The 19,901-nt window shown below is 40.8% G+C and carries 17 protein-coding genes; 5 read left to right on the forward strand and 12 right to left on the reverse strand.

The genetic code is table 11. The annotated features are described in order from the left end of the window. Window positions 1-25 precede the first annotated feature (25 nt). From sigK to gdhA, 12 genes are all read right to left on the reverse strand, one after another. Entirely contained in the window at window positions 26-754 is a 729-nt protein-coding gene (sigK, locus tag NE665_RS01310) for an RNA polymerase sporulation sigma factor SigK (RefSeq protein WP_117441471.1), read from the reverse strand. A 70-nt stretch (window positions 755-824) separates the two neighbouring features. Next, window positions 825-1,016: a hypothetical protein gene (locus tag NE665_RS01315; RefSeq protein ID WP_233104937.1), complete on the reverse strand. Its 192-nt coding sequence runs from the start codon at window positions 1,014-1,016 to the stop codon at window positions 825-827. An 18-nt stretch (window positions 1,017-1,034) separates the two neighbouring features. Continuing rightward, window positions 1,035-2,087, reverse strand: a complete 1,053-nt coding sequence (locus NE665_RS01320) for a hypothetical protein (RefSeq protein WP_233104491.1) — start codon at window positions 2,085-2,087, stop codon at window positions 1,035-1,037. Beyond that, window positions 2,077-2,733, reverse strand: a complete 657-nt coding sequence (locus NE665_RS01325; RefSeq protein WP_117441469.1) for a GNAT family N-acetyltransferase — start codon at window positions 2,731-2,733, stop codon at window positions 2,077-2,079. The genes NE665_RS01320 and NE665_RS01325 overlap by 11 nt, the downstream gene beginning before the upstream one ends. A 417-nt stretch (window positions 2,734-3,150) precedes the next feature. Beyond that, window positions 3,151-3,876, reverse strand: coding sequence for a sigma-70 family RNA polymerase sigma factor (locus tag NE665_RS01330; protein WP_117441468.1), 726 nt, complete (start codon window positions 3,874-3,876; stop codon window positions 3,151-3,153). Continuing rightward, window positions 3,854-4,291 carry an anti-sigma F factor gene (gene spoIIAB, locus NE665_RS01335; protein WP_044904946.1) on the reverse strand — a complete coding sequence of 146 codons (438 nt, stop codon included), beginning with the start codon at window positions 4,289-4,291 and terminating at the stop codon, window positions 3,854-3,856. Before spoIIAB ends, NE665_RS01330 begins: the two co-directional genes overlap by 23 nt. Continuing rightward, window positions 4,288-4,605, reverse strand: a complete 318-nt coding sequence (locus tag NE665_RS01340) for an anti-sigma factor antagonist (protein WP_002608860.1) — start codon at window positions 4,603-4,605, stop codon at window positions 4,288-4,290. Before NE665_RS01340 ends, spoIIAB begins: the two co-directional genes overlap by 4 nt. Window positions 4,606-5,220: 615 nt before the next feature. Next, a complete protein-coding gene (gene purF / locus NE665_RS01345; protein WP_117441467.1) occupies window positions 5,221-6,648 on the reverse strand; it encodes an amidophosphoribosyltransferase in 1,428 nt (475 codons plus the stop codon). Window positions 6,649-6,695: 47 nt separating this feature from the next. Beyond that, on the reverse strand, window positions 6,696-8,276 hold the full coding sequence (gene asnB, locus NE665_RS01350) for an asparagine synthase B (RefSeq protein ID WP_117441466.1): 1,581 nt from the start codon (window positions 8,274-8,276) through the stop codon (window positions 6,696-6,698). Between the two features lie 267 nt (window positions 8,277-8,543). Further along, window positions 8,544-10,256 (reverse strand): ammonium transporter, encoded by a 1,713-nt coding sequence (locus NE665_RS01355; RefSeq protein ID WP_117441465.1) that lies wholly within the window; start codon window positions 10,254-10,256, stop codon window positions 8,544-8,546. Between the two features lie 23 nt (window positions 10,257-10,279). Then, window positions 10,280-12,376: a glutamine synthetase III gene (locus NE665_RS01360; protein WP_117441696.1), complete on the reverse strand. Its 2,097-nt coding sequence runs from the start codon at window positions 12,374-12,376 to the stop codon at window positions 10,280-10,282. 112 nt (window positions 12,377-12,488) lie between these two features. Beyond that, window positions 12,489-13,823, reverse strand: coding sequence for an NADP-specific glutamate dehydrogenase (gdhA, locus tag NE665_RS01365; protein WP_117441464.1), 1,335 nt, complete (start codon window positions 13,821-13,823; stop codon window positions 12,489-12,491). Between the two features lie 318 nt (window positions 13,824-14,141). Here gdhA and NE665_RS01370 point away from each other — a divergent pair, with 318 nt between their 5' ends. From NE665_RS01370 to NE665_RS01390, 5 genes are all read left to right on the forward strand, one after another. Beyond that, window positions 14,142-15,239, forward strand: coding sequence for a glutamine amidotransferase family protein (locus tag NE665_RS01370; protein WP_117441463.1), 1,098 nt, complete (start codon window positions 14,142-14,144; stop codon window positions 15,237-15,239). After that, window positions 15,236-16,741, forward strand: coding sequence for a glutamate synthase-related protein (locus NE665_RS01375; protein ID WP_117441462.1), 1,506 nt, complete (start codon window positions 15,236-15,238; stop codon window positions 16,739-16,741). The genes NE665_RS01370 and NE665_RS01375 overlap by 4 nt, the downstream gene beginning before the upstream one ends. 113 nt (window positions 16,742-16,854) lie before the next feature. Beyond that, the gene (locus tag NE665_RS01380; RefSeq protein ID WP_117441461.1) at window positions 16,855-17,577 is read left to right on the forward strand and encodes a glutamate synthase; all 723 of its coding nucleotides are present in this window, start codon (window positions 16,855-16,857) and stop codon (window positions 17,575-17,577) included. A gap of 18 nt (window positions 17,578-17,595) precedes the next feature. Continuing rightward, on the forward strand, window positions 17,596-18,807 hold the full coding sequence (locus tag NE665_RS01385; RefSeq protein WP_117441460.1) for a glutamine synthetase family protein: 1,212 nt from the start codon (window positions 17,596-17,598) through the stop codon (window positions 18,805-18,807). Between the two features lie 28 nt (window positions 18,808-18,835). Next, window positions 18,836-19,420, forward strand: a complete 585-nt coding sequence (locus tag NE665_RS01390) for an ANTAR domain-containing protein (protein ID WP_117441459.1) — start codon at window positions 18,836-18,838, stop codon at window positions 19,418-19,420. Window positions 19,421-19,901: the final 481 nt, after the last annotated feature.

Genomic DNA, 19,901 nt, shown 5'->3' on the forward strand with positions numbered 1-19,901 from the left:
AAAGACCAGCAGCTGCTGGTCTGACCTATTCCTTTTCCCTATTTTGACGCTGACGCTCCTTGCGCTTTTCTTCCTTTTGAAATTCCCGATAGATTTTCATGAAGGCACGCTTTTCAATACGGGATACATAGGAGCGTGAGATATGCAGCTGTCTGGCAATTTCCCGCTGTGTTTCTTCCTCCTGCCCGTATAATCCGAAACGCTTGGTGATGATTTCAAGCTCTCTTGCATCCAGAACATGGATATAGCGCTTTAATCGTGCAATGTTATCCTCCACGATCATATCATCGATAATGCTACTGTCCTCCGGCGAGGAAATGGCATCAATCAGTGTTATCTCACTGCCATCCTTGTCTGTGGCAATCGGTTCATTCAATGAAACGTTTTGAAAGTAATTTTTACTGCTGCGCAAATACATCAGAATTTCATTTTCAATACATTTAGAGGCATAGGTTGTCAGCTTATGCCCCTTTTCCGGCTTGAAGGAATCTACCGCCTTGATGAGTCCGATGGTACCGATGCTGATCAGATCCTCCGTTTGTTCCTTTTTGATATCATATTTCTTTACGATGTGAGCAACCAGACGCAGATTGTGTTCAATCAGCTTGTTTCTGGCTTCCTCATCTCGCTCGCTCAGCAGGGAGATGCAGCGCGCCTCCTCCTCCTTGTCCAGCGGCTGCTGAAAGGAGTTGCTGCGGATGTAGCCCACATAGCATAACGCATTGGAAAGCACTTCAAATATTGTTGTAAACATACGATCACCTGTTACCAGTATATGGAAGCAGGCTCTGTTTTATGTTAAGAAAATACGACGGTACTTGCGGCTAAGCGCGAATAGCAAGCAGCAAGCCGTCCTGTTTGCGAGCTGAAAAAGCAGCGATGTCACGCAGGCGTGCCTGAGGACCAGATTCTGCGGCTATCGCTTCCCTGTGCTTTTCATCCTTAACGGCCTGCAGCATCCAAACCTCTTGAGCCGCAGGCGGCTGTGCTGTACAATACGATATAAAACATTTCAAAAAAGGCCCCTATGGGACCTAGTCTTCCAAAAAGGAATGATAATAAATTTTAAACTTCATTTTTTCATTGATTTTCTCCAGCGCGATTGCAAAGCCGTCACGGTCAAAAACCGCCAGATCAATATAGGAATAATAGATACCGATAGCACCACCCATCGTGCGTGCAATGGACATCGGATACAATAGATCATTGATTTCTTTTTCCAGCTGCTGGCGGACAAGCGCTTCCTTTTCATCCTCATACAGCTTTTCATAATACAGATAGCCGTATTCTCCGCCCTTATCGGCAAAATCCTTGCAGGTCATATATTCCTTATTCAGAACCTCCTCCTGCAGCTGCGGATTGGTGGTGACAATCAGCTTCATATCCCGGCGCAGGGTTTCACTGACCGGCTTTTCATCCAGCTTATAGGCCATATAGATGGATAAGGGATCATGATATTCCATCCATTCCTGATCGACGATAATATCGCAAAGATCCTCATACAGATTCGGCAGCAGACAGACATTTTCCTCATCGATTTCCTCATCCAGTAGTTCCACGTGGGAAATCCGTGCTTCAAATTCCAGCTCTCCGATAAACAGCTCGAGCATATAAGCGACAATGCTTTCCTTGTTTGCTTCCTCCAGCCCCTGTAACGCCGCACAGTAAACCTTCAGCTCCACTGTCTTGGATTCCTCTTCAATCGTATAATACACCTTGAAATCCGCACCGCGAACCGTTTGTCCGTTCAGCTGCAGATAGCTGTTCAGCGCCCGCTCACTCAACGGCGGACGAAAGGCATTGATGATCCAGTTTTCACTGAGCTGCTGGGGAGCATCCTTTTTTAGCAACGCACTGCACAGCTGAGCTGTTTTATCTCCACCGGTCACAAATGTCATTTCAAAAAAGCCGGTTTCACTCATTTCCACTTCCAGCTTACAGCCGCATACAGACTTCAGCTGTTCGTTGATATCATTGAGCAGATGCTCATATTCGTGACGGTCCTGCTCACGCAAAGCGGTTTCCAGCGGCTGCTGAATCGTCAGAAAATAATTCCAGAAATTCTGCACACGATGTTTACTGTTCATTCAGATTCTCCTCTCTGATGCATTTTCGCATAAGATTATATTGATGGATGTCATGATCGGGATGCGTGATTTCACTCATCAGCACAAAGCCTGCCTTATAATAAAGAGAAAGGTTTTCCGCATGATGCGTTTCCATCGTGACATCCTTCCCGATTTCCTGTGCATGCGCAAGCAGTGCGCTCAGCATGGTGGAGCCAATGCCGGTTCCACGATACTCTTTTTTTGTAAAAAACAAATCCAGATGCAGATACTCCCCCTGTACGAATTCCTGAATCCAGCGACTCGTAAACATATCCCAGCATTCAATAACATGCCGGATACTTTTCACAGACCGCAGCCCTGCCAGCATGGGAATCATTTTCAAATTCAGCCAGAGCAGCTGCAGGTGATATTGCAGCGGTCGCTCCAGAGTGGAATCCCATACGACCATGACACTTCTGCATTCCGCACTATCCGCCAGAAAATGGCAATACGGCTGCAATGCCTTTACATAGTGGCGAAACAGGTAGCGCAAGGTTTTTAATCGTGTTCTGTCATCCATAAATACCGTCTTATATAAGTCGTCGTCGTAAAAATTTTCTGCGAGCTGCGTATGCAGAGAAGCAATCTGCTCGTCATTCATCAGGTAAAATTCTGATAACGGCATAGTTACACATCCATTCTTTTCTCGAACCCATATTATAGCATGTTTTTTCACACGGTACAAGAAGGCGGCAGATGACACAGGCAGGAGTGCACTTCAGCGTTTGTATTCCCTCAGCAGCGCATACATCTATCTGTATGATGAGAAACAGGTGATGCCAAGCGCAGGATACTCATCATTCGCTTATGGTATGTATGAGCGCATTGACGAAGGCAAAGCAGTGAAAAAAACAACAAGCATCGCTTTGAAATAAAGCCGTACGATGCTGCTGATTTCCTGCGGGAGGTGATGATCCGAAAAGACCTGTTCGCTTATATTGCTTTCATCACACTCTGAACGCCTTAACGGCATATCCTTATACAGGTGATATTCAAAAAGCGTATGCTGTGCATGACAGGAAGCAGACAGCACAAAAAAGCATCAGGCAACTGCCAGACGCTCCTTCAGCTTCTTAATGATCTTTTTTTCCAGCCGACTGACCTGGACCTGAGAAATATTCAGCTTTCGCGCGATCTCCTCCTGCTTCATGGAAAGATCATAGCGGTAATGCAGCAGCAGCTGTTCCCGCTGATCCAGCTTCTGAATTTCATCACGCAGGGAAACCTTCATGACGACATCCTCCTCCTTTTTGTTAGACACCTTGTCCTCCAGCAAAATCGGAGAGCCGTCATTTTCATAAATCGTTTCATCCAGTGAATAGATGAACTGATTCGCTTCAAATGCCAGTATGACATCTGCCACATCCAGCTCCATCGCATCGGCAATCTCCTGATAGGTCGGCTCATGGTTCAGCTTCTGCAATAAAACCTCCTTGGCTTTCACCATTTGCAGATAGCCCTCCTTCAGGCTGCGGGAAATACGGATACTGCCGTCATCACGGAAAAATCGCTTGATTTCTCCCATGATAATAGGGACGGCATAGGTGGAGAATTTCACCTCATAGCTGGTATCGAAATTATTCAATGCCTTCATCAGACCGACACAGCCGATCTGAAACAGATCCTCATTCGATATCCGCTGTCGCGAAAATCGCCGGATAATCGAATAGACAAGCGCGCTGTTCTGTTGAACAAAGCAGCTTTTCGCGTCTTCATCCCCCAATCGGATCCGTTCAATCAGCTCCTCATTGCTCGCTGTCTTTTCCATGATGGATTCTTTTCTTTATCGTGACAAGCGTTCCCTTTCCCTTTTCCGATTCAATATGGAAATCATCCGCAAAGGTCTGCATGATCGTCATCCCCATACCGCTTCGCTCCATATGCTTTTTGCTCGTATATAATGGCTGCATTGCCAGCTGCAGATCATCGATGCCGCAGCCCTCATCCTGTACCGTCATATGTATAAATTCCTCATCATAGGAAATCTGCAATACGATTGTTCCGCTCTCTCTGCTCTCATAGCCGTGTATCATGGCATTGACAATCGCCTCTGCCAGCATCGTCTTGATTTCCATAATCGCTTCCATATCCAGATTCAGCGGCATCAGGAAAGCTACTGCACTCGTTCTGGCAAATGCCTCGTTCTCCAGTCTGCTTACAAATTCCAGTTTCATCGTATTCATAGCTTTACCTCATTTCTCTCATGTTTCATGATCTGAAAGATCCCGGACATCTTGAACAATGTCTGGTTGACTCTGGACAGATTGCATAAAATAAGCTGGGCATGCAGCTTTTGCAGCTGCTTGTAGCGTGCCAGGACAAAGCCGATGCCGGTGCTGTCCACAAAGGTGACCTCTTCAAAATCAAGCTTAACCGTTTTGGGCTGATATTTTTCTATCAGGTCGATGCAGATCTGCTTGAGATTGCAAACGGTAAGGTTATCCAGATCCCCGTAAAAATAAAAGTAAAGGATACCGTCAATATACTGATGTTTCATGTTTCATCCCTCCGGCCATCATCTTACCACGTTTTCATTTGCCTTTGGGGATATTCGACAAAGCATCCGGAGGTTCGACAGAATAAACTTCATCCTACTTGCATAAGGACGAAGTTTGCTGATTACAGGAAGGCTTTATCGAGAATCATTCCTGCCATTTCACAAAAAAGATGTGCTAAAGCCCCAATGTCATTAAGTTAAATAGATAAGAAAAATGTATTAGAAAATATGATGCATTTTTACCTTCATGCTATCAAAACCCCAACATATCCAATGCGTTCATTAAACAAGCTGAATCTTGCTTATAAATTGTTATGAAGAATCTGTTTCTGTCCTTCCTCTGTAAAAATAGCTGCATAACCTTTTGAATATACGATTGCCTACAATAACATCGGCATCTACACTGGCCAGATAAGCAGGTTCCATGATTATAACTGTTTTATCTCAACCAAATAAATCCAGATTCTGTTATTGTGATGATTCCATCAGAACCGATTCCCACTCTGATTAATGCTTTCATTCTCCATAATTGTATAGGTAGTCATTTCCTAAACCATGCATTTGCGCAGTATCAATATCAGCAATCCTCGTTATGAATGGAAACTGTTCCTTTCCCTACCCGGAACTGATTTTTTCTGATAACTTTCTTTCAAAACGATCTTTTCGAATATCCTTCGGTATATTTGTCGGATACTCTCCATTAAAGCATGCTGCACAATATTCAGTTCCCTCTACCAACCTGCTTAATTTTTCAATCGGTAAGTATCCAAGAGAATCTACACCTATGATTTTCTCTATTTCCCGTATGTTATGATGACAAGCAATCAGATTCTCTTCAGAATCAATATCTGTGCCATAATAGCAGGGATGTAAAAATGGCGGCGCGGAAATTCTCATATGTATTTCCTTTGCGCCTGCATCTTTGAGTAGTTTCACAATACGTTTACTGGTTGTACCTCTGACAATGGAATCATCAATCAATACAACTCTTTTACCTTCTATAACATTTTTAACGGGGCTTAATTTTATTCTTACTTGATCTAGACGTTCATCCTGCCCCGGAGAAATAAAGGTTCTACCAATATATTTGTTTTTTATTAAACCGATTCCATATGGTATTTTTGATGCTTTTGCATAACCTAATGCTGCCTCCATGCCACTATCGGGAACTCCAATCACAACATCTGCATCTACAGGATAACTCTCTGCCAATAATTCCCCAGCTCTACACCTTGACAATGATACCGAAATAGCATCTATTACAGAGTCCGGTCTGGCAAAGTAAATAAATTCAAAGATACAGGTCTTTCTCTTTTCTTTATTGCAGTGTTCTTTTCGAGATACGACATTTTCCTCACTAAAAACAACGATTTCTCCTGGGAGAACATCTCTTATGAAGACTGCTCCTACTGCAGATAATGCACAGCTCTCTGAAGCAACTACATACCTCCCATCCATCATCTTACCATAGCATAACGGTCTGAAACCATGTGGATCTCTTGCCGCAATTAATTTGGTAGAAGACATTAACACCAATGAATAAGCACCTTCCAAAGAATTCATTGCTTTACTTACCGCTTCTTCTATACTAGAAACCTTAAGCCTTTCTCTTGTAATAACATAAGCAATTGTCTCAGTATCACTTGTGGTATTAAAAATTGCACCGGATAGTTCTAATTTATCTCGAAGCTCTAATGTATTACTCAAATTCCCATTATGTGCGATTGCCATTTTTCCCCTCTGATGATTTACTTCAATAGGTTGAGAATTACTACGGGTAGTTCCTCCTGTTGTTCCATATCTTACATGACCGACCGCCATATTTCCTTTCAATAAACTTGATAGTGTGTCCTTCGAAAACACCTCACTCACAAGTCCCAAATCCTTATATGATGAAAATACACCATCGTCATTTACAACAATCCCACAACTCTCCTGGCCTCGATGCTGTAGTGCATATAAACCATAATAAGCAATGTTTGCAACATTTTCCCTTTTAGTGCCGAAGATTCCAAACACGCCACATTCCTCATGAATCGCCATTCATTCATCTCCTTATTTCTATAAGCCCACATCATATCTGTCTTTTTCTAAATTCCACTATCACCATAGTTAGAAAGAATTCTTGCCGATGGATCATTTACATGACAACCGTCCCATTCTTTATTCGGCATCCAAAAATCTACAATCATTTTGCTTTGTCCCAAGTAATACTCTTCAAATATCTCACGGTATAGTAAAGATTCTTTTGTAAAGGGTTGTGCATGATCATATTTCTTACACTTATCCTTAAACTCTGTATCCGTATATATTTTTTCAGCATATGCTTTCAAGTAATCAACCATAGAGTGTCCTACCGCATCTGAAAATGCAGCTTTTTCTCGCCACAGGATTTCATCAGGAAGATAATCTCCCACTTCAAAAGCATGACGAAGTAAAAATTTCCCCTTTCCGTATCGATTCATTTTCAGCTTGGGATCGATAGACATTACATACTTTACAAAATCTATATCCCCAAACGGGACCCTTGCTTCCAGAGAATTCACAGAGATACAGCGATCAGCTCGGAGCACATCATACATGTGGAGTTCTTTTATTCTCTTCTGTGATTCTAGTTGAAAAGCTTCTTCATCTGGCGCAAAATCTGTATATTTGTATCCGAATAATTCATCTGAAATTTCACCTGTTAATAAAACTCTGATATCCGTCTTTTCATGAATCACTTTACATATCAGATACATTCCTATCGAAGCTCGAATCGTAGTAATATCAAAAGTACCCAATACATATATCACGGTTCTAAGCGATGCGATTACATCATCCGGTGTCATATAAATCTCAGTATGATCACTTCCGATATGATTTGCCACCTGCTTTGCATATCTCAGGTCTATAGCATCTTCATTCATACCTATTGCAAATGTCTTGATTGCTTCTTTACTTTTTTTAGCTGCAATTGCACAAACTAAGGAAGAATCCAGCCCCCCTGAAAGTAAAAAGCCAACTTTTGCATCTGCTACAAGACGTTTTTCCACACCTAAGACTAACTTTTCACGAATATTTCTACATACTTTTTCTAAATCATCTTCACAAACTTTCGTAACTGTTGAAATATCCAGGTAACATATAAATTCCCCATCCTTATAATAGTGACCGGGAGGAAACGGCATGATATTTTCAACTATACCTACTAAATTCTTTGGCTCACTGGCAAAGATAATCACCTCCTGCATATCATAACCATAATATAACGGTCGTATACCAATCGGATCTCTTGCTGCGATATATTCTTCACGATCTCCATCATAAATAATGCATGCAAACTCCGCATCCAGCATGGCAAACATAGCCGTACCATATTCCTTGTACATGGGCAAAATTATTTCACAATCTGAATCACTCTTGAATTCATACTTTCTTGACAGCCTGCTTCTAAGTTCCTCAAATCCATATATTTCTCCATTGCAAACAGCGTAACTTTTATCTAACTGAAAAGGCTGCATACCGGCGTCATGAAGTCCCATGATCGCCAAACGGTGAAAACCCAAATACCCCTTACCGGTATCCATCACTCTACTGTCATCAGGTCCCCTTGAAATCGTTGCCTCAAATCCTTTCATAAACGTATCATAGGCAGCACTGCGACTGCAATAACCCATTATAGAACACATATTTTTCCTCCAAAATCAGTTTCAGCATTCTATAGGGCAAGTGCTGTACTCGCTGTGCCACCTATATTTTTTCTCATTTTCCAAGTCTTCAACAAGACTAGTTCCTTTACGCATAACGAAACGGCGCACCTACTAAGAATATCTTTTCAGATTGCAGCTCGAAAAGTGTTATTCGCACAGGCTCCACTATATGGCTCTCACCATCCCATACTCGCTGTAAGCAATCACCTATGTTACTTCTCTTTTCTCAAACGCTTTTATTTATTTTTAATCTATATCCTGAAGAGCATCGACCCCTTCTTCACCGGTACGAATCTTTACAACATTTTCTACATCATAGATAAAAATCTTACCATCTCCGATGTGTCCTGTATAAAGTACTTTTTTCACTGCATCAATGACATTCCTTACCGGTATTTTACTTACTACGATATCCACTTGTACCTTCGGAAGTAGGGTAGCTTCTACCTGAACACCTCTATAATATTCCGGTTTCCCCTTCTGTACACCACACCCCAGTACATGGGAAACTGTCATCCCCTTAATACCAAGGTTCATCATAGATGTTTTTAATGCCTCAAGCTTATGTTCCTTACAAATAATTGCAATCTTTGTAATCTTAGGCATTTCATCATGAAAGCTTGGCATCTTTTTTACCTCAACCGCTTCGTCAAGAGGAACATCTTGCGACACCGTTACCGGCTCAACACTGTCTTCTTCACATGTATCAGGAAGCATTGCATATCCTGCATAGGCGGTAAGTAAACCATGCTCTGAGATATCCAGACCTGTCAGTTCATCTTCTTTATCAGCTCTAAGTCCAATCGTATGTTTGATAACAAGAAACACAATGGTAATTACAAATGCCACATAGGCTGCTACCGACATTACACCTAATGTCTGAATCTGGAAGAAATGCAAGCCACCTCCATAGAATAAGCCTTTTTCAGTGGTAACGCCTGTTGCAAATAATCCGGTTAGAATCGTACCCACAGCTCCGCAAACACAATGAACGGATACTGCCCCAACAGGATCATCAATCTTAGCAATCTTATCAAAAAATTCGATGGATACTACTACTAAAATACCACATACGATACCGATACCTGCCGCTCCTACTGAGGACATAGCATCACAACCTGCAGTTACACCGACTAGACCAGCAAGTGCTGCATTATAAGTCATTGATACATCCGGTTTCTTATAGCGAACCCAGGTAAAAATCAAAGTAGTGCAACAGGCAACTGCTGCAGCTATGTTTGTATTGAAAAATACACGACCTGCGGTTTCCAACAATGCATCACTATCCATACCGACAGTGGATGCACCATTGAAACCGAACCAACAGAACCAAAGAATAAATACACCAAGAGCTGCAAACGTAATGTTATGTCCTAAGATTGCTTTCGGTTTACCATTTTTATCATATTTACCGATACGTGGTCCCAGAATAGCAGCTCCGATCATTGCGCAGACACCACCCAACATATGGACTGCGGTTGAACCTGCAAAATCATGGAACCCAAGCTCTGATAACCATCCTCCACCCCAGATCCAATGACCGGAAACAGGATAAATCAACAATGAAATGGCGGCGGAGTAAATACAATATGCACTGAATTTTGTTCTCTCCGCCATGGCTCCGGAAACGATGGTCGCGGATGTTGCACAGAATGCAGTCTGGAAAATTGCAAATGCCCAAAGCGGTACACCTGATGGGAGTATATTGCCATAATCTTCTTTGATAAGTGGATCAAATGATCCTATGATACCGTTTCCTGCACCAAACATAATACCAAATCCTACTAACCAAAATGCCGGTGTACCTATACAGAAATCCATTAAATTCTTCATAAGAATATTTCCAGTATTTTTGGCTCTGGTAAATCCTGCCTCACAGAGTGAAAAACCCGCTTGCATAAAAAATACCAATGCAGCTCCAACAAGTACCCAAATCGTGTTTACAGGACTGTATAACATAATCTTCATCCCTCTTTCTTTATCTATTTCACACTAAACAAAATATCTCCATAGGAAGGATACGGCCAATATTCCTTTGATGTAAGCGTTTCTGCTTCATCACAAACAATCCTAAGCTCGCTCATCTTTCTAAGTATCTCATCTCTAATCATGACAGATTCTTCTATGATTCCTGTAACATCCTGAATTTCCACAAGAGAAGTCTTTAGCTCATCAACAGCCATGTCTATCTTATCTGTAAGGATAGATAACTTCTTTACTATACTCGTTTCATACACACATGGAAGAGAACCATCAAGACTTTTCTTTATGGAAGCATTTTTCGCCAGGCTTGCGGTAAATTTTTCAACCGCCGGAGCAATGGAGCATTTTGCCATTTCCGCCATAGTGTTTGCCTCTATAATGACAGTCTTACAGTAGTTATCAAGCATGATTTCCATTCTTGATTCCAATTCTCTCTCAGTAAATACTTTATGAGATGTAAGCATATCTACATTTTTTTTATCCATCAAATGCGGCATACAATCCGCCGTTGTACGGTAATTCAAAAGTCCTCTCTTTTCTGTAGCTTCCTTGATCCAATTGTCATCATATCCATTGCCATTGAAGATGATTCTCTTGTGATCCTTAATTGTTTTCTTAATCATTTCATGAAGTGCTGATTCAAAATCTTCTACACCTTCTAATCGGTCCGCATAAATCTTCAAAGACTCCGCGACTGCCGCATTCAACATAATATTTGCACAAGCTATGCTGTTTGATGAACCAAGCATACGGAATTCGAATTTATTACCGGTAAAGGCAAATGGTGATGTACGATTACGATCTGTCGTATCTTTTGTAAATCTAGGGAGTACGCTTACTCCCAGTTTCATCTTCGTTTTTCCGGCTGCTATATATGGTGCATCTGTTTCGATTGCTTCTAAAATTGCGTTCAGTTCATCCCCTAAAAACATCGATACTACAGCAGGAGGAGCCTCATTTGCGCCTAATCTGTGATCGTTTTCCGCTGTTGCGACAGAAATACGAAGTAAATCCTGATAATTGTCGACCGCCTTGATAACTGCACATAGGAATAATAGGAATTGTGCATTTTCATATGGCGTTTCACCCGGTGAAAGAAGATTCACACCGGTATCTGTTGCAAGAGACCAGTTATTATGCTTACCGGAACCGTTCACTCCTGCAAAAGGCTTTTCATGAAGTAAGCAAACCAAACCATGTTTGATAGCAACCCTTTGCATAATCTCCATGGTAAGCTGATTGTGATCCGTAGCAATGTTTGTTGTAGTATAAATAGGCGCTAATTCATGCTGTGCCGGAGCCACTTCATTATGTTCGGTCTTTGCGAGAATTCCTAACTTCCATAATTCATCATTTAAATCCTCCATGAACGCTGCAACCTTCGGCTTAATGGCACCGAAGTAGTGGTCATCCATTTCCTGCCCCTTTGGAGGCTTTACACCGAAAAGTGTTCTTCCTGTATACTGAAGATCCGGACGTTTATCAAACATCTCCCTGGTAATCAAGAAATATTCCTGTTCCGGCCCTACCGAAGTACGCACATAGTTTACATCCTCATTTCCAAATAAACGTAAAATTCGAAGAGCCTGCTTATTCAGTGCTTCCATAGAACGAAGCAATGGGGTTTTCTTATCCAAGGCCTCCCCACCATAAGAACAGAATGCCGTAGGAATACATAATGTCTTCCCCTTGATAAATGCATAAGATGTTGGATCCCATGCAGTATATCCTCTTGCTTCAAAAGTTGCCCGAAGCCCTCCGGATGGAAACGATGATGCATCAGGCTCCCCCTTAATCATTTCTTTTCCTGAAAATTCCATAATAACTCCACCATCCGGTGATGGAGTTATAAAGCTATCATGCTTTTCTGCTGTAATTCCGGTAAGAGGCTGAAACCAGTGTGTGTAATGAGTAGCTCCATTTGCCACTGCCCAATCTTTCATAGCACCAGCTACCGCATTTGCTACACTGATATCCAACCGTTCCCCTCCATCAATCGTTTTCTTCAAAGATTGATATACTTCTGCAGATAAAGTTGCTTTCATAACCCTATCATCAAACACCAGATTACCAAAATACTCCGAAACATTCTTCATAATGTTTTCCTCCTTTTCCACCTGTCCTTCTTCTAAATCATTTATCATAAAAGAAAGGCGTCTTACATGCTGTATCTGCATGAAAGACGCCTTTGCCTTTACTTCTATATGTTTATACAATACCTTGTGCACTCATCGCTTCTGCCACTCTTTCAAATCCGGCAATATTCGCACCTAATACATAATTCCCCTTTGCTCCATATCTTTCTGTAGCATCTGACATATTATGACATATGGTTACCATGATATCTTTTAATTTAGAGTCCACTTCTTCAAACGACCAGCTCATTCTCATACTGTTTTGAGACATTTCCAATGCGGATGTTGCAACACCGCCAGCATTAGCTGCCTTACCCGGAGCAAAAATAACATCATTATTCTGTAAATATTGAGTAGCTTCTAGTGTAGTAGGCATGTTTGCACCTTCACAGACAGCCAAACAGCCATTTGCTACCAACTGTTTTGCATCTTCCAACGTAAGTTCATTCTGCGTTGCACACGGTAGTGCCAAATCTACCTTTACAGACCATACACCACGACCTTCGTGATATTCTGAATTCGGACGATAACTCTTATATTCCGTTAATCTTGCTCTCTTAACCTCCTTGATTTCCTTAAGAACTGCAACATCAATCCCTTCAGCATCATATACCCACCCGGTAGAATCACTTACTGTCACGACCTTTGCCCCTAATTGCTGCGCTTTTTCTGCTGCATAAATTGCAACATTCCCTGAACCGGAAACCGCAACTGTCTTTCCTTTAAGGGAAATACCATTTAACCTCAACAATTCCTCAGTCAAATATAATAAACCATAACCTGTAGCTTCACTTCTTGCCAAAGATCCGCCATAGCTTAATCCTTTTCCTGTAAGAACCCCCTCATATACTCCGCGAATTTTCTTATACTGACCAAACAAATAACCGATTTCTCTTGCCCCGGTTCCGATATCCCCTGCCGGAACATCCGTATCTGCACCAATGTACTTGCAAAGCTCTGTCATAAAGCTTTGACAAAATGCCATGATTTCTCGATCTGACTTCCCCTTAGGATCAAAATCAGAACCACCCTTTCCGCCGCCAATCGGTAAACCTGTAAGTGCATTTTTGAAAATTTGTTCAAATCCCAGGAATTTAATGATACTTAAGTTTACAGAACGATGCAATCTAAGACCTCCTTTATATGGTCCGATTGCACTATTAAACTGAACACGGTAACCGGTATTAACCTGTACTTGTCCCTTATCATCTATCCAAGGTACTCTGAATATAATCTGTCTCTCGGGATGAACCAGACGCTCAAGTAGGGCATCCTTTCGATACTTTTCTTCATTTGCATCTACCACTACTCTTAAAGACTCCAGTACCTCCTTCACAGCCTGATGGAACTCCGGCTCAGCAGGATTCTTTTTTACTACGTGCGCAATCACTTCATCAACATATGTCATACCGTATTTCTCCTCTCTTAAACTGCTTTGTTTTCCTAAAATAAAAAAGGCAAAGATTCTTCAAGGTATATTCCTCAAAGACACCATTGCCTTTACGCTTAAAGACTATACACCCGTTTTTTTTCATTTGTCAATCATCTTTTTTCATTCGTTTTCTGAAAACAAATCTTTTTGTTGACAAAAACTGTAAACAGGTGTATAAATTCTTTAAGTGAGCAAAGGCGTTCATTTAAAGAACAGGTAAGTTTCTGTTTTAAATGAGCGTCTTTGTTTTTTTGTTATATTTTTTGTTATATTTGAAAGGAAGGATGTAGTTCTATGAAGAAAGAAGGTCAAATACGAATCCCGTCCGGATGTGCTATTGCTGCTGTCATTTCCAAAGAAGGAAACAGAATGTCCGGAGAAATGATTATAGATTCTATGAAACCCATGCATGATCGTTCAAATGGATTAGGAGGTGGTTTTACCGGATACGGTATTTATCCGCAGTATAAGGATTTTTATGCATTCCATATGTTTTATGAATGCAGAACCACGAGAAAAACATGTGAATCTTTTCTAAAGGAGCACTTTGAAATCATTCATTCTGAACTGATTCCTACATGTAAGATTCCTGCCATTACAAATGAACCTATTATTTGGCGATATTTTGTTGATCCTCTGAAATCCGTTATGACAACCATGCAATTAGACGAAAAGGAATTCGTAGCCAGGACTGTTATGAAAATCAACAAAGATATGCCTGGTGCACATATATTTTCCAGTGGTAAAAATATGGGAACATTTAAAGCTGTCGGCTTTCCCGAAGATGTGGGAGTGTTTTATAAATTAGAAGAATATGAAGGATATTCTTGGATTGCTCATGGACGTTATCCAACAAATACACCTGGATGGTGGGGAGGAGCACACCCTTTTACTTTGCTTGATTATTCTATAGTTCATAATGGTGAAATATCCTCTTATGATGCGAACAGACGTTTCATTGAAATGTTCGGATATAAATGTACCTTACAGACAGATACAGAAGTGATTACATATATGATGGATTATCTTCTTCGTGTACAGGGACTTACTTTAGAAGAAGTTGCCCATGTGATTGCAGCACCCTTTTGGAGCACCCTTTCTACTGAAAAAAACTTGGAAATGCGGGAGAAATTAAAATATCTGAGAACCATCTTTTCCAGTCTCTTGATAACAGGTCCCTTTTCTATTGTATTCGGTTTTAACGGAGGACTGATGGCTCTTAATGATCGTCTTAAACTCCGCTCTATGGTCGTTGGCGAAAAAGACGATAAAGTGTTGATTGCCAGTGAGGAGGCAGCAATCCGCATGATGGAGCCAGATGCTGAAAATATCTGGGCACCTGTTGGCGGAGAACCAGTTATCGTTAAAGTGAAGGAAGGTGCATATGAATGAGCTTAGAATTTATATATCCTGAATTTGAAGTTGTCAGAGATGAAAACAGATGTACCCACTGCCGTGTATGCGAACAACAATGTGCGAACGAGGTTCACTATTATGACGAAGAAAAGGGCATGATGAAATGTGATGACAGTAATTGTGTAAATTGCCAGCGCTGTGTTAGCTTCTGCCCTACAAGAGCCTTAAAAATTGTAAAAACTAATTGTACTTTACGTGAAAACGCCAACTGGCAGAATGATATTATAAAAGAAATTTACAAGCAAGCAAATAGCGGAGGTGTTCTTCTGTCCTCCATGGGTAATCCAAAACCACTTCCTGTTTTTTGGGACAATATACTTATTAACGCTTCTCAGGTCACGAACCCCTCCATTGACCCCCTGCGTGAACCAATGGAGACACGGGTTTATCTTGGTAAAAAGCCGGAAAAGATTCAGCGTCTTTCAAACGGCGATCTCTCTTGTAAATTACCACCGCAACTAGAACTGTCCATGCCGTTACTGTTTTCTGCAATGAGTTATGGCTCTATCAGCTACAATGCTCATAAATCACTTGCTCTTGCTGCTACTGAGCTTGGCATTTTATATAATACCGGTGAAGGTGGTTTGCATGAAGATTTTTATTGCTATGGCGAGCATACAATTGTCCAAGTGGCATCCGGACGTTTTGGTGTACACGAACAATATCTGAATACAGGAGCTGCAATTGAAATTAAAATGGGACAGGGTGCTAAACCTGGGATTGGTGGACATTTGCCCGGAGCCAAAATTGTCGGTGATGTTTCTCGTACTCGCATGATACCCGTAGGCTCTGATGCCATTTCTCCAGCTCCCCACCATGACATCTATTCAATTGAAGATTTAAGACAACTTGTTTTTTCCCTAAAAGAAGCTACAGCGTATAAAAAACCAATTATCGTTAAAGTAGCTGCTGTGCATAACATTGCCGCTATTGCCAGCGGTATTGCCCGTAGTGGTGCAGATATCATTGCCATCGATGGTTTCCGTGGCGGTACCGGTGCTGCTCCAACCAGAGTACGTGACAATGTAGGTATTCCAATCGAACTGGCATTGGCTGCAGTTGACCAAAGGCTTAGAGATGAAGGAATCCGTAACAATGTGTCTCTGGTGGTAGGTGGTAGCATTCGAACTGCCGCTGATGTAGTTAAAGCAATCGCATTAGGTGCAGATGCATGTTATATCGCCACTGCCGCTTTACTTGCTCTGGGCTGTCATCTTTGCAGCACATGTCAAAGTGGTAAGTGTAATTGGGGAATTGCCACGCAGAACTCCAACCTTGTAAAAAGACTTGATCCCAAAATTGGAAGTAAACGGTTAATAAACTTACTGAAGGCATGGCAACATGAAATCAAAGAACTTATGGGTGGCATGGGAATTAATTCTATAGAAGCACTGCGCGGTAATCGTCTTATGCTTCGTGGAATTGGTCTGAATGAAAAAGAATTAGAAATTCTCGGTATCTCCTATGCAGGTGAATGATCGGCTTGTTTGGATTTCATCAGAGAACTGATACCACTTAATAGCATCAATTTCGATACATTGAAAAGATATTCTAAAGAAACTCATAAAAATATGAATGGAGGTATGCTATAATGCAATTGATAGATGCTACAGGTTTAGATTACAAAACAATAAATGAATTGATCCGTAAAACAGACGATAACTACATTATAAAATCGTGCTGTGGACAACGCTTTATCGGAGCCGGTATGGCTAATAAAAATATCACCATACACGGGATTCCCGGAAATGCCCTGGGTGCGTACTTAAATGATGCAGTCATCACAGTAAAGGCAAATGCACAGGATGCAGTTGGTGATACGATGAATGAGGGAAAAATCATCATTTATGGTCATATCGGTGATGCTGCCGGCTATGCTATGCGTGGTGGTAAAATCTATGTACAAGGCAATGCGGGTTATCGTGCTGGAATCCATATGAAGGCATACAAACGTAAGATTCCTGTCATGATCATCGGTGGTTCTGCCGGAAGTTTCTTAGGTGAGTATCAGGCAGGGGGAATCATTATTGTTTTAGGCTTAAATTCCAAGTCCGAGCATATTGTCGGTAATTTCCCATGTACAGGAATGCATGGTGGTAAACTATATATTCGTGGAAATTATGACAATATCAACTTACCAAAACAGGTTACAGCCAAAGTGGCAACTTTAGATGATATGAAAGAAATCGAAGAATACCTTTGTGAATATTCTTTTGATTTAGGACAGAATTTAGAAACTATATTAAATGCCGCTTTTACCGTCATTACTCCTGACAGCAAAAATCCATATAAACAAATGTATGTAGCAAATTAAAAGAAAGTAGGTACGCTTATGAAGTATTCAAAACAAGAAGTTTTACAGTATGTGAGTGAAGAAGATGTTAAGTTTATACGGCTTGCTTTTTGTGATGTATTCGGCAGGCAAAAAAATTTATCCATTATGCCGGATGAACTGCCTCGTGCTTTTGAGGATGGTATTGCCATTGATGCCTCCGCTATTGCCGGCTTCAGCGATGAAACACATTCTGATTTACTTCTTCATCCTGAGGCAGATACATTAATGCCGCTACCTTGGAGACCGGAGCATGGACGAGTTGTTCGATTGTTCTGTAATATAGCATATCCTGATGGAAGGACATTTGAATGTGATACGCGTTCCATACTGAAAAAAGCCATTCAGGATGCAGATAAGGCAGGTATTCATTTTTACTTTGGTGCTGAGCAGGAATTTTACCTTTTTACATTAAGTGAAACCGGGGAACCCACCAAAAAACCATATGATAATGCCGGATATATGGACATTGCCCCGGATGATCGAGGTGAAAACATCCGACGTGAAATTTGTCTTACTTTAGAACAAATGGGCATTTATCCGGAACGTTCTCATCATGAACAAGGTCCCGGGCAAAACGAGATTGATTTTCGCTACTCTGATCCACTTACAGCCGCAGATAATGCAATGACTTTTCAAACAGTTGTGAAAACCGTTGCCGGATGTAATGGACTGATTGCTGATTTTAGCCCTAAACCGCTTACTGATAAACCAGGCAACGGTTTTCATATTAACATTTCAGCTAAGGCAGATGATGATTCAGATTATTTACACCTGATTATTGCAGGTATTCTTGAAAAAGTTTGTGATATGACTCTCTTTTTAAATCCATTAAACTGCTCTTATCAAAGATTTGGTAATGATAAAGCACCACAGTATATTTCTTGGTCTAGTGAAAACCGTTCGCAACTGATTCGAATTCCCGCTGCAGTAGGAAAATATCGTCGTGCTGAGCTTCGTTCTCCCGATCCGACAGCCAATAGTTATTTAGCATTTGCATTACTGATATATGCCGGACTCTATGGTATTCAGAATCATTTGCAATTAGCAGAACCTACGGATATCGATCTTTATAAAGCTGATGCAGATGTACTTTCCAAGTTAAAAATGTTACCAACTTCATTAAGAGATGCCTGTGAATCAGCCCTTAACAGTGAATTCATCAAACAACATATTCCCACTAAAATATTAGAAATATACTGTAATAGATAATATCAATAAATGGAAGGAGGAATGCAGCATGAGCCTAAAAGAGCGTTGCTATAATATACTTATCGTATCAGCAACAGACAGCTTTACTTCTGCCATCGGCGAGTTGCTTTCTGAATCCAGATATTCTCCTATACATAAAGTAACCAGTATCAGTGTGGCAAAAAGAATGATTGCTGAGCGATCCTACGATTTTGTTATTATTAATTCCCCGTTACCGGATGATGCAGGGACACGTTTTGCAATTGACACATGCACGCTAAAGCAAACCGCTGTATTGCTCTTAGTAAAAGCCGATATACATGCCGCTATTCACGATAAAGTAGCTGAGCACGGAGTGTTTACATTACCAAAACCAACCTCTAAATCGATTTTGACACAAGCACTTTACTGGATGGAAAGTATGCGTGAACGTCTAAGACAATTCGAGAAGAAATCACTCTCTATTGAGGAAAAAATGGTAGAAATACGTATTGTCAATAAAGCAAAATGGCTATTAATCAGCGAATTGAAAATGAGCGAAGCAGATGCTCATCGTTACATAGAAAAACAGGCTATGGATCAGTGTATAACAAAAAGAAGCATTGCTGAGGATATCATTAAAACCTACTCTTAAATCAAAAAAGTCCAAGCGTATAATTATTTTCAAAGAATGGTGATGTATGGATAGAAGTCATACCACAATCCCCTCAATTCTTTTATCGAATAGGAAGGTAGAGCAAGCGTTGAATTTATTACGAAGGATCATATAAGAACATCTCCTACATTTTACATAACGCGAAATGTAACAAAGCGTACGATTTTCTAATTTTTGTCAACCATAAATAAAAAGACACCTATACTTTTTGGGTTCTTACTTACTTAAGGGTGTGTGCAAATAGTGAACTTCTATTGATAAATACAATAGTGTTTAAGTCTCGCTGTTTTCATCTCTCCAGAATGGAGTAAGAACTTTTTTTTGTATAATGTCTTTTACATAACGCGAAATGTAACAAAGCGTACGATTTTCTAATTTTTGTCAACCATAAATAAAAAGACACCTATACTTTTTGGGTTCTTACTTACTTAAGGGTGTGTGCAAATAGTGAACTTCTATT

Origin of the sequence: Clostridium sp. DFI.1.208, assembly GCF_024463855.1 — a bacterium.
GTDB lineage: Bacteria > Bacillota_I > Bacilli_A > Erysipelotrichales > Erysipelotrichaceae > Clostridium_AQ.